The following is a 10,918-nucleotide window of genomic DNA, read 5'->3' on the forward strand; positions in this document are numbered from 1 at the left end:
GTCGTAAGTTCAGGCAGTGGATCTTGCACGTTCGGGTGATCCGTGTACGGAATCCCGGCAGGTCCACTCGGTTCTGCATGATCGAACTTCCCGAGGGCCTCCACGGCGCTTACCGCCGCACCGAACTGCGCACCCACTTCAGCCGCAGGGAACTGGAGCGGTTGACCGCCGAAGGGCGATTGATCAACTACGGCCGCAAGGTCGTCATCCGCCGTGAGAACATGCCCGACCTGCGTACACGTGCGGCCGCCGCACTGCTGATGGCCGGTCCCGACGCGGTGCTGTCGAGCCACACGTCGGCGTGGCTGCACGGTTGCACGGCCGCGTCGACGCACCGCGTGCACCTGACTGTCGACTACGACCGCCGCCTGCACTCGCGTCCCGGGCTGGACGTGCACCAGCAGGCCTACGACATCGCCGACGTCACCGAGGTCGACGGTCTCCGCTGCTTCACGGTCGTGCACGCCGTCACCGAACTGCTTTGCCGCGCTCGCCGGTCCACGGCCCTGGCCTGCGCGGACGAGGCATTGGCGCAAATTCCTTCACACGAACGTGCGGAATTCAAGGGTGACATCGCCGCACGGATCACCGCACGACGTGATTCGAGGGGCAAGCGTCAGGCCGCTTTCCTGCTCGACCTCGCGTCAGGGCTGCCGGAGTCTCCACCGGAGAGCATGCTCCTGCTGCTCATCGCCGAGGCCGGGTTCCCGCTGCCCGTCCCCCAGTACTCGGTGCGCGACCTGGACGGCCGCGAGGTCTGGCGCCTGGACTTCGGCTGGCCGCACGCGCGTCTCGCCCTCGAGTACGACGGTTACGCCGCTCACGTCGACAAGGTCGAGTCGGACCGGGCCCGTGACGAGGACCTGCGACGACGCGGGTGGCGGGTACTCCGCGCCAGTGCTTCCGACCTGCGTGACCCGACCGCGTTGTTCAGCCGCCTGCGGGCAGACCTCAGCGGCCCTCAACGCGCGACACGAGGGTTCTGGATCTAGAACTCATCGGGCCCGGATTTACGACACTCCGGGCCCGAACTTACGACTCGCGCGGCTTGGGTTTACGACTCGCGGGTCAGGGGCCTATGCCGCGGCAGGGGCGGGTTCGGAGGTCGGCCACGTAGTCGTCGGGGGCCCCCGCGGCTTCGGCCGCGTCGGCCACCACGCCGATGTAGCGGGCCGACGGGAGCCCGCCCTCGTAGGCGTCCAGGACGTAGAGCCAGGCGGTCACCGAGCCTTCCAGGGTCTGGACCCGGAGTCTGATCTTCTTGTAGAGGCCCAGCGCTCCCTCCCACCTGTCGAGGCGGGACTCGTCGCGCGGGCTCACGTCGTAGAGCACGCAGAAGACCTGCGACTCGGGGTCCTCGACGATGGTGGCGAGCGCGCCCTCCCAGCCCAGGTCCTCGCCACCGAACGACAGACGCCAACCGGCGAGCCACCCGGTCCCCGCCATGGGGGAGTACGGGGCTCGCTCCATCATCTGGTTCGGGTCCATGTTGGACCCGTACGCGGCATAGAGCGGCACGACCACAGCCTAGCGACACCGCGATCAACGCGAGGCACGAGAAGACCGGACGACACGCCCCCGTACCCGACCGCGTACCGTTGTCACCGGTCGCAAACGGCGCAAACAGCGCCGGCACCAGCGCCGACAACCCTAGGAGGACGTGTCGTGACCCGCATCGTCATCATGGGCGGTGGCCCCGCAGGTTACGAAGCGGCACTGGTCGCGGCCCAGCACGGGGCCGACGTGACCATCGTCGAGAACGAGGGCCTGGGCGGCGCCTGCGTGCTCTACGACTGCGTGCCGTCCAAGACGTTCATCGCCTCCGCCGGTGGTCGCAGCGCCTTCCGCAACGCCGGTGAGCTGGGCATCCGCACCAACAACGCCGCCGCCGAGGTGGAGCTGCCGGTCGTCCACGGCCGGGTGAAGGGCCTCGCGCTCGCCCAGTCCGCGGACGTCCGCGCCCGCCTCCAGCGCGAGGGCGTGCGGATCGTCAACGGCACCGCGAAGTTCTGCGACGGCGCCAAGGGCCTCGCCCAGCACGAGGTGGTGGCGCTGGCGGACGACGGCACCAAGGAGGTGCTGCCGGCCGACGTGGTGCTCATCGCCACGGGCGCGACCCCGCGCGTGTTGCCGGGCGCCGAGCCGGACGGCAAGCGCGTCCTCACCTGGCGCCAGATCTACGACCTCCCGGAACTCCCCGAGCACCTGGCCGTCATCGGTTCGGGTGTCACCGGCGTGGAGTTCGCCTCCGCCTACACCGAACTGGGCGTGAAGGTGACGATGGTCTCGTCCCGCGACCGGGTCCTCCCGCACGAGGACGCCGACGCGGCGGCCGTGCTGGAGGACGTGTTCGCCGAACGCGGCACGGCGGTGGTCAAGCACGCCCGCGCGGACCGGGTGGAGAACACCGGCGACGGTGTCCTGATTCACCTGGAGGACGGTCGCACGATCGAGGCCAGCCACGCGCTCATGACGGTCGGCTCGGTCCCGAACACCGCCGACCTGGGCCTGGACAAGATCGGCATCGAGCTGGGCCGCGGCGGCTACATCCCGGTCGACCGGGTGTCGCGCACGAACGTCTCCGGCGTCTACGCGGCGGGCGACTGCACGGGCGTGCTGCTGCTCGCGTCCGTGGCCGCCATGCAGGGCCGCATCGCCATGTGGCACGCGCTGGGCGAGGGCGTGAGCCCGATCAAGCTCAAGACGGTCGCGGCGAACGTGTTCACCAACCCGGAGATCGCGAGCGTCGGCATCAGCCAGCAGGCGATCGACTCGGGCACCGTGCCCGCCCGCACCGTCATGCTGCCGCTGGCCACGAACCCGCGCGCCAAGATGGAGGGCCTGCGGCGGGGCTTCGTGAAGCTGTTCTGCCGTCCGGCGACCGGCGTGGTCATCGGCGGTGTCGTGGTCGCGCCGAACGCCAGCGAGCTGATCCTGTCGATCGCGCTGTCCGTGCAGAACCAGCTGACCGTGGAGGACCTGGCCACCACGTTCTCGGTGTACCCGTCGCTGACGGGGTCGCTCACCGAGGCCGGCCGCCAGCTCATGCGCCACGACGACCTGGACTGAGCCGGTCCCCGGGGGGAGGGCGGCAGCGCCCTCCCCCCGGGGAGGGCGGTCACTCCACCCAGTCGAAGGTCCTGGTCACGGCCTTCTTCCACAGGGCGTACTGCGTCTCGCGGGTCTCGTCGTCCATGTCCGGGTCCCACTGCTTGTCCTGGGCCCAGTTCTGCCGGATGTCGTCCTCGGACTCCCAGAACCCGACCGCGAGCCCGGCGGCGTAGGCGGCGCCCAGGGCCGTCGTCTCGCTGACCACCGGGCGGATCACCGGCACGCCGAGGATGTCCGCCTGGAACTGCATGAGCAACTCGTTCACGACCATGCCGCCGTCGACCTTCAACGAGGTCAGCGCCACGCCCGAGTCGGCGTTCATCGCGTCGATCACCTCGCGGGTCTGGAACGCCGTGGCCTCCAGCACCGCCCTGGCCAGGTGGCCCCTGTTGACGAAGCGGGTCAGGCCGACGATCGCGCCGCGCGCGTCGGACCGCCAGTACGGCGCGAACAGGCCGGAGAACGCGGGCACGAAGTACGCGCCGCCGTTGTCCTCCACGGTGCGGGCGTGCTCCTCGACCTCAGCGGCCGTGGTGATCATGCCGAGGTTGTCGCGCAGCCACTGCACGAGCGAGCCGGTCACCGCGATCGACCCCTCCAGCGCGTACACCGGGGCGGCCGAGCCGATCTTGTAGCAGACCGTCGTGAGCAGGCCGTTCTCGCTCATCACCTTCTCGGTGCCGGTGTTGAGCAGCACGAAGTTGCCGGTGCCGTAGGTGTTCTTGGCCTCGCCCGGCGACAGGCACGCCTGGCCGAACGTGGCGGCCTGCTGGTCGCCGAGGATGCCCGCGATCGGCACGCCGGCCAGCGCGCCGCGCTCGCGCACCCTGCCGTACTCCTCGGACGACGACCGGATCTCCGGCAGCATCGACAGCGGGATGCCCATGTCGGCGGCGATGCCCTCGTCCCAGCTCAGCGTGTCGAGGTCCATCAGCAGCGTGCGGGAGGCGTTGGTGGGATCGGTGACGTGCACGCCGCCGTTCACGCCACCCGTCATGTTCCACAGCACCCAGGTGTCCATGTTGCCGAACACCAGGTCACCGGCCTCGGCCTTCTCCCGGGCGCCTTCGACGTTCTCCAGGATCCAGCGCACCTTCGGGCCGGAGAAGTAGGTGGCCAGCGGCAGGCCGGTCTTGTCGCGGTAGCGCTCCTGGCCGCCGCCCAGCTCGCCCAGCGCGCGGCAGATCGCGTCGGTGCGGGTGTCCTGCCACACGATCGCGTTGTAGACGGGTCGCCCGGTGGTGCGGTCCCAGACCACGGCGGTCTCGCGCTGGTTGGTGATGCCGACCGCGGCGATGTCGCCCGCGTCCAGGTCGGCCCTGGCCAGCGCGCCCGCGGCGACCTGCCGGGTGTTCGCCCACACCTCCGCCGGGTCGTGCTCGACCCACCCGGCCCTCGGGAAGATCTGCTCGTGCTCCTTCTGGTCGACCGCGACCACCCGCCCCGAGTGGTCGAAGACCATGCACCGGGTCGACGTGGTGCCCTGGTCGATCGCGGCCACGTACTTCGTCATGGGGATGCGTCCTTTCAGACGGGCAGAACCAGGTAGAGGAGTCCGGCGAGCACCGCGCCGAGGAGCGGGCCGACGACCGGCACCCAGGCGTAGCCCCACTCGGCGCTGCCCTTGCCCCGGATGGGCAGGACGGCGTAGGCGATGCGGGGGCCGAGGTCGCGGGCGGGGTTGATGGCGTACCCGGTGGGGCCGCCGAGGGAGTTGCCGAGGCCGATGACAACGAACGCGACGCCGGCGTAGCCCAGCGCGGAGTTGCCGAGCTGCGGCACGCCGTCCGCCATCTCCTTCGCGGCCGGGCTGAGCAGCACCCAGGCGACCAGCACGAACGTGGCGATGACCTCGCTGACGACGTTCCACGGCGCGCTGGGCACGGTCGGGCCGGTGCAGAAGATGCCGCGCGTGCCGGCCGGGTCGTCGTGCGTGTCGAACTGCTTCTTGTAGGTGAGCCACGCGAGCACCGCGCCGAGGAACGCGCCGACCAGCTGCGCGGCGAAGTAGACCGGCACCTGGCCCCACGGGAGCTTGTCCGCGACGGCCAGCCCGAGGGTCACCGCCGGGTTGAGGTGAGCGCCGCTCGGCGCGGCGATGCTGGCGCCCGCGAAGACCGCGAAACCCCAGCCGAAGTTGATCAGAAGCCACCCTCCCGAGTTGCCGAGTGCACTCTTCAGGGTGACGTTCGCGACGACGCCCGCGCCCATCAGGATCAGCACCGCGGTGCCGAGGACTTCCCACACGAAGATCGAGCCACTGCTCATCCGCCGACCTCCTCGCCTTCGCAGGAGGCAGCACTGTCCGGGTCCGGCGGCGCTGCCCACCCCACAACGCCGCTGACGCTAACTCCGACCTGATCAGTTGTCCACGGGTGGCGTACCGGCGGGTAACGTGGTCGAGTCAGTCCTGGTCGGAGTTTCCGGTCGACGTCGGCATCAGGGAGGCGAACAGCGTGGTCACGCCCAACCAGCCCGGACGTCTCGGCCCCGACGAGCGCGAGCGCACGTGGGAGCGGCTCGGCGCGGACACCTTCGACGTGGTGATCATCGGCGGCGGCGTGGTGGGTGCCGGCGCGGCCCTGGACGCCGCGACCCGCGGCCTGCGCGTCGCCCTCGTCGAGGCCCGCGACCTGGCCTCCGGGACGTCGAGCCGCTCGTCCAAGCTGTTCCACGGCGGCCTGCGCTACCTGGAGCAGTTGGAGTTCGGCCTGGTCCGCGAGGCCCTGCGGGAACGCGAGCTCATGCTCACCCGCCTCGCGCCGCACCTGGTCAAGCCGGTGGCGTTCCTGTACCCGCTGACGCGCCGCGCGTGGGAGCGCCCGTACACGGCCGCCGGTCTGCTCATGTACGACACGATGGGCGGCGCCCGCTCGGTGCCCGGCCAGAAGCACCTGTCCCGCGCGGGCGCGCTGCGCATGGTGCCCGCGCTGAAGCCGGACGCCCTGGTCGGCGGCATCCGCTACTACGACGCGCAGGCCGACGACGCCCGCCACACGATGATGGTGGCCCGCACCGCCGCCCACTACGGCGCCGTGGTGCGCACCTCGACCCAGGTGGTCGGCTTCCTGAAGGAGGCGGACCGCGTGTCGGGCGTCCGCGTGCGCGACGTCGAGGACGGCCGGGAGACCGAGGTGCGCGCGCACGCCGTGATCAACGCGACCGGGGTGTGGACCGACGAGCTGCAACGCCTGTCGGGTTCGCGCGGCCGGTTCCGCGTCCGGGCGTCGAAGGGCGTGCACATCGTCGTCCCGCGCGACCGGATCGTCTCCGAGACGGGTCTGATCCTGCGCACCGAGAAGTCGGTGCTGTTCGTCATCCCGTGGCGCAACCACTGGATCGTCGGCACCACGGACACCGACTGGAACCTGGACCTGGCGCACCCGGCGGCCACCCGCAAGGACATCGACTACGTGCTCGACCACGTCAACTCGGTCCTCGCGACGCCGCTCACGCACGACGACATCGAGGGCGTCTACGCGGGTCTGCGGCCGCTGCTGGCCGGGGAGAGCGAGTCCACGTCGAAGCTGTCGCGCGAGCACGCCGTGGCCCGCGTCGCGCCCGGGCTGGTCGCCATCGCGGGCGGCAAGTACACGACGTACCGGGTGATGGGCGCGGACGCGGTGGACGCCGCCGGGGTGGACCTGCCGGGCCGCATCCAGCCGTCCATCACGGACAAGGTGCCGCTCGTGGGCGCGGACGGCTACCACGCGCTGGTGAACCAGGCGGACCAGCTGGCCACCCGCTACGGCCTGCACCCGTACCGGGTGCGCCACCTCCTCGACCGCTACGGCTCCCTGGTCCACGAGGTGCTGGCGTCCGCCGGCCCCGACCTGCTCAAGCCGGTGCCCGCCGCGCCCGACTACCTCCAGGTCGAGGTCACCTACGCCGCGTCCCACGAGGGCGCGCTGCACCTGGAGGACGTGCTGACCCGCCGCACCCGCATCTCGATCGAGTACCCGCACCGCGGCGTCGAGTGCGCCGAACCGGTCGCGCGGCTCATGGCGGGCGTGCTCGGGTGGGACGAGGGGCGCATCGCGCACGAGGTGTCCGTCTACACGACGCGCGTGGAGGCCGAGCGCGCCTCGCAGGCCGAGCCGGACGACCAGGCGGCGGACGCCGTCCGCGCGGCGGCGCCCGAGGCCCGGCCGGAGCTGACCGAACCCGTGAGCTGACCGGCGTCCCGTGGGCGACGCGGGCGGTGAACGCCCTGCCGGGGCGTGATCACGAGCGCGCCGAGGACGGACTCGACCTTCCGCGCGGCGGTGGCGGTACCGTCGATCACGTGACGTACGAGATGGGTGTCGTGGTGGCCGAGCGGCGGTTGGAGGCGGTGGCCGGGGACGGCACGCGCGCGTCCGTGGTGATCAGGGTCGGGACGCCCCACCCGGACCCGCTGAGCCGGAACGGCGACTGGTGCTGCCCGCACCAGGTGGTGGGGCTGGGTGACGAGGCGGTCTCGGCGTCGTTCGGGGTGGACTCGCTCCAGGCGCTGCTGCTCGGCGTGTACGCGCTGAGGCTGGGGCTGGCCGCGCGGGCGGAGGAGGCGGGGGTGGAGCTGGACTGGCTGGGCGTGCCGGAGCTGGGCCTGACCGTCGTGCCGCCGGAGTTCGTCCCGCCGGGGTTCGTCCCGCCCAGCGCCTGACCCCGAACCCGTCCGGTCGGCACGCGGGCGGTCTGCGGTCGGCACGCGGGCAGTCGGCACGCGGGCAGTCGGCACGCGTCTGGTCGGCGCCCGTCGACCGGCCCGGATTGTCGGTCCGCTCTGGAAGAATCAAGAACAGGGGTCCCCCTGGCGGGGACCCCTGCGCAAGCGTTCGCTCCCCCAGGAGCGCTTCGGGTGGTTCCTCGACCGCTTCCTCAGGCCAGCGCGGCCAGCGCGGCGTGCACCATCACGCGCACGCCGACGATCAGCGCCCGCTCGTCCAGGTCGAACTCCGGCTGGTGCAGGTCCCGCTGCTTGCCGACGCCGTCCCACACGCCCAGGCGGGCGAAGGAGCCCGGCACGTGCTCCAGGTACCAGCCGAAGTCCTCACCGCCGGACGACTGCACGGTGCCCGCCAGCGCGTCCTCGCCCAGCGCCGCCTCGATGCCGGCCCTGAGCAGCATCGTGCTCTCCCGGTCGTTGACGACCGGCGGCACGCCGCGGCGGTGGTGCAGGTCGAAACCGACCCCGGTGGGGGCCAGCAGCGCGCCGACCAGCTCCTTGATCAGCGGCTCCAGCTCCGCCCAGGTGTCCCGGTCGCCGGTGCGCAGCGTGCCGCGCAGCACGCCGTCCTGCGGGACCGCGTTGGGCGCCTCGCCGGCGTGCACGGCGCCCCACACGAGGACCGTGCCCGAACGGGGGTCCACGCGCCGGGACAGCAGGCCCGGCAGGCCGGTGATCACGGTGCCCAGCGCGTGCACGAGGTCGGCGGTCAGGTGCGGCCGGGACGTGTGGCCGCCGGGCGAGGTGAGGCGCAGTTCCAGCATGTCCGACGCGGACGTGATGGGGCCGATCCTCGTGCCGACGCGGCCGACCTCCAGCCTCGGGTCGCAGTGCAGGCCGAAGATGCGTTCCACGCCGTCCAGGCCACCCGCGGCGAGCACGTCGAGCGCACCGCCCGGCATGACCTCCTCCGCCGGCTGGAACACCAGGCGCACCCGGCCGGGCAGCTCGGTCGCCGAGGCGAGGGCCAGGGCCGCGCCCAGCAGCACGGTGGTGTGCGCGTCGTGCCCGCACGCGTGCATCACGCCGTCCACGGTGGACGCGTACGGCGAGCCGCCCGCCTCGGTGATCGGCAGGGCGTCGATGTCGGCGCGCAGGGCCACGCAGCGCGGGCCGGAGCCGACGTCGCAGACCAGGCCGGTGCCGCCGGGCATGATGCGCGGCTTGAGGCCCGCCGAGCGGAGCACCTGGGCGATCAGCTCGGTGGTGGCGTACTCCTTGCGCGACAGCTCGGGGTGGGCGTGGATGTGCCGCCGCCAGGCGACGACCTCGGGGGCGTTCGACGCCAGCCAGTCGTCCAGCCAGGAGGGCCCGCGGCCCTCACCGAGATCGTCCACAAGGGCAATGCTGACCCCGTGATCGGTCAACAGCACATCGGCCCCCTCTTCCGGCAGGCGCGCGTCCAGGACCGTCATGCCGCACCGCCCAGGAGACGGGCGCGCTGATCGGTGTCCACAGCGGCGGAAATTGTCGTCCAGGCGAGGGCGAGCGCCCCGTCGAGCACTGCTCGGTCGGCCGAAGCCGAGGCACAGGCGTTCGCGAACTCGATTTGGTGGTTCACCGCGTCTCCGCAGTCGATGGCGATGGTCGGGTGGATGGCCGGCAGCGCACGGGTGATGTTGCCCATGTCGGTGCTGCCGATCTTCTCCTTGAGCTCGTCTTCGGGGCTCATGGGACGCCGCCCCAGTTCCGTGACCGCGCGCCGGTAGGCGTCCGCGAGCCACGGGTCGGGGGTCAGCTCGGCGTATACGGGCGAGACCTTGACGACCTCGTGCGTGCAGCCGGTGGCCAGGGCGCCGGCCTCGAAGCAGCGGTTGATCCGCTCCTCCAGCCTGCGCAGGGAGTCCATGTCGTCGGCCCGCAGGTCGAACATCGCCGAGGTCGCGGCGGGCACCACGTTGGGGACGGTGCCCCCGCGGGTGACGATGCCGCTGACCATCTGGCCGGGTTCGAGGTGCTGGCGGGCCAGGCCGATGGCGACCTGGGCGACGGTGATCGCGTCCGCCGCGTTCACGCCGAGGTGGGGCGCGGCGGCGGCGTGCGAGGGCTTGCCGGTGTAGTGGACCTCGACGTCGGTGATGGCGAGCGACCGCGCGGCCACCGCCTCGTACGGGGCCGGGTGCACCATCATGGAGAACGCCACGTCGTCGAAGACCCCGCGTTCGAGCATGAGCACCTTGCCGCCGCCGACCTCCTCGGCGGGCGTGCCGATCACCCGGACCGTGAGGCCGAGGTCGTCGGCCAGGTCGCGCAGGGCGAGGGCGGCGCCGGTGGACGCGGCGGCGATGACGTTGTGCCCGCACGCGTGGCCGACCTCGGGCAGGGCGTCGTACTCGGCGCACAGGCCGAGGACCAGCTCGCCGGACCCGAACGAGGCGGTGAACGCGGTCTCCAGGTCGGCGACGCCGCGCTCGACCTCGAAGCCCTCGGCGGCGAGCAGGTCGGCGACCTTGGCGGCGCTGCGGTGCTCCGCGAACGCCTGCTCGGGTTCCGCGTGGATGCTGCGGGACAGGTCCACCAGGGCGGTCGAGTACCGCTCGACGGCCGAGCGCGTGCTCATCTTGAAGTCGGTACTCATTTCACATCCATCCTGCATCAGGCCCGTGAGCCGCGAGGCCCCTCACGCCGGTCAACCGGCAACCGGTCGCGGGGGTGCGCCAAGCGGTGCTCGAGTATCGGTCGTACCGATCAACTCTGCGCAGGCACTTCTACAGGGGGACCATATACCGACCGGCCCGTCCCAGTGCGTGGAACGCTATCCCTTCTTGCCCGCCCGCCACTTCGACCACCGCTTCTTGTTGCGCCAATACACGAGGGCGAACAAGAGCAGCGCGATACCGCCTAGCCACAACTTCTTGCGCGTGTCCGTCGACGTCGACGGCGCGGGCTCCTGCGGCGCGTCGACGGCGGGACCCGGGCCCACCGTGGTGCCGGGCTGGAGCGTCTCGTTACCCGGCGCGGGGGTGTCCGCGGGCTGCACGACGTGCCGGACCTGCGACGACGGCGCGGCCGACGCTGTGCCCGACACGGCGAGAGCACCGGCCAGCACCACTAAGCACACCGCGAACGCAGATCGCCACATGGTTGCCAAGCCTAGTC

The 10,918-nt window shown here is 71.8% G+C and carries 10 protein-coding genes; 4 read left to right on the top strand and 6 right to left on the bottom strand.

The features are described from left to right. The first annotated feature begins 23 nt into the window (after nt 1-23). A complete protein-coding gene (locus tag J2S66_RS24940; RefSeq protein ID WP_310309725.1) occupies nt 24-992 on the top strand; it encodes a DUF559 domain-containing protein in 969 nt (322 codons plus the stop codon). A gap of 76 nt (nt 993-1,068) precedes the next feature. Here J2S66_RS24940 and J2S66_RS24945 read toward each other — a convergent pair whose 3' ends face one another. After that, nucleotides 1,069-1,518, bottom strand: coding sequence for a gamma-glutamylcyclotransferase family protein (locus J2S66_RS24945; RefSeq protein ID WP_306748613.1), 450 nt, complete (start codon nt 1,516-1,518; stop codon nt 1,069-1,071). Nucleotides 1,519-1,665: 147 nt separating this feature from the next. On the opposite strand from J2S66_RS24945, the gene J2S66_RS24950 reads away from it, so the two are divergent. Then, nucleotides 1,666-3,069 carry an NAD(P)H-quinone dehydrogenase gene (locus J2S66_RS24950; RefSeq protein ID WP_310309728.1) on the top strand — a complete coding sequence of 468 codons (1,404 nt, stop codon included), beginning with the start codon at nt 1,666-1,668 and terminating at the stop codon, nt 3,067-3,069. Nucleotides 3,070-3,118: 49 nt separating this feature from the next. Here the strand turns inward: J2S66_RS24950 and glpK are convergent, their stop codons facing one another. Next, complete coding sequence (gene glpK, locus J2S66_RS24955; RefSeq protein WP_310309729.1) at nt 3,119-4,624, bottom strand: glycerol kinase GlpK; 1,506 nt, start codon at nt 4,622-4,624, stop codon at nt 3,119-3,121. Between the two features lie 14 nt (nt 4,625-4,638). After that, nucleotides 4,639-5,379 carry an MIP/aquaporin family protein gene (locus J2S66_RS24960; protein WP_310309730.1) on the bottom strand — a complete coding sequence of 247 codons (741 nt, stop codon included), beginning with the start codon at nt 5,377-5,379 and terminating at the stop codon, nt 4,639-4,641. A gap of 188 nt (nt 5,380-5,567) precedes the next feature. Here J2S66_RS24960 and J2S66_RS24965 point away from each other — a divergent pair, with 188 nt between their 5' ends. Together J2S66_RS24965 and J2S66_RS24970 are read left to right on the top strand one after the other, a co-directional pair. Continuing rightward, nucleotides 5,568-7,286 carry a glycerol-3-phosphate dehydrogenase/oxidase gene (locus J2S66_RS24965; RefSeq protein WP_310309732.1) on the top strand — a complete coding sequence of 573 codons (1,719 nt, stop codon included), beginning with the start codon at nt 5,568-5,570 and terminating at the stop codon, nt 7,284-7,286. A 110-nt stretch (nt 7,287-7,396) separates the two neighbouring features. Then, nucleotides 7,397-7,756: a DUF6968 family protein gene (locus J2S66_RS24970; RefSeq protein ID WP_310309734.1), complete on the top strand. Its 360-nt coding sequence runs from the start codon at nt 7,397-7,399 to the stop codon at nt 7,754-7,756. A 215-nt stretch (nt 7,757-7,971) separates the two neighbouring features. On the opposite strand, the gene J2S66_RS24975 is transcribed toward J2S66_RS24970, so the two are convergent. The 3 genes from J2S66_RS24975 to J2S66_RS24985 all read right to left on the bottom strand — a co-directional run bounded on the left by J2S66_RS24975 (nt 7,972) and on the right by J2S66_RS24985 (nt 10,901). Next, nucleotides 7,972-9,234, bottom strand: a complete 1,263-nt coding sequence (locus J2S66_RS24975; protein ID WP_310309735.1) for an amidohydrolase — start codon at nt 9,232-9,234, stop codon at nt 7,972-7,974. Beyond that, nucleotides 9,231-10,397: a M20 family metallopeptidase gene (locus J2S66_RS24980; RefSeq protein WP_310309737.1), complete on the bottom strand. Its 1,167-nt coding sequence runs from the start codon at nt 10,395-10,397 to the stop codon at nt 9,231-9,233. Before J2S66_RS24980 ends, J2S66_RS24975 begins: the two co-directional genes overlap by 4 nt. 177 nt (nt 10,398-10,574) lie before the next feature. Then, nucleotides 10,575-10,901, bottom strand: coding sequence for a hypothetical protein (locus J2S66_RS24985; protein ID WP_310309738.1), 327 nt, complete (start codon nt 10,899-10,901; stop codon nt 10,575-10,577). Nucleotides 10,902-10,918: the final 17 nt, after the last annotated feature.

This window comes from Saccharothrix longispora (genome assembly GCF_031455225.1).
Taxonomy (GTDB): Bacteria; Actinomycetota; Actinomycetes; order Mycobacteriales; family Pseudonocardiaceae; genus Actinosynnema; species Actinosynnema longispora.

What these genes read in the sequence shown, in the direction of transcription:
- glpK (WP_310309729.1), bottom strand. Translation starts at nt 4,624, where the DNA reads ATGACGAAGTACGTGGCCGCGATCGACCAGGGCACCACGTCGACCCGG.
- J2S66_RS24960 (WP_310309730.1), bottom strand. Translation starts at nt 5,379, where the DNA reads ATGAGCAGTGGCTCGATCTTCGTGTGGGAAGTCCTCGGCACCGCGGTG.
- J2S66_RS24975 (WP_310309735.1), bottom strand. Translation starts at nt 9,234, where the DNA reads ATGACGGTCCTGGACGCGCGCCTGCCGGAAGAGGGGGCCGATGTGCTG.
- J2S66_RS24980 (WP_310309737.1), bottom strand. Translation starts at nt 10,397, where the DNA reads ATGAGTACCGACTTCAAGATGAGCACGCGCTCGGCCGTCGAGCGGTAC.
- J2S66_RS24985 (WP_310309738.1), bottom strand. Translation starts at nt 10,901, where the DNA reads ATGTGGCGATCTGCGTTCGCGGTGTGCTTAGTGGTGCTGGCCGGTGCT.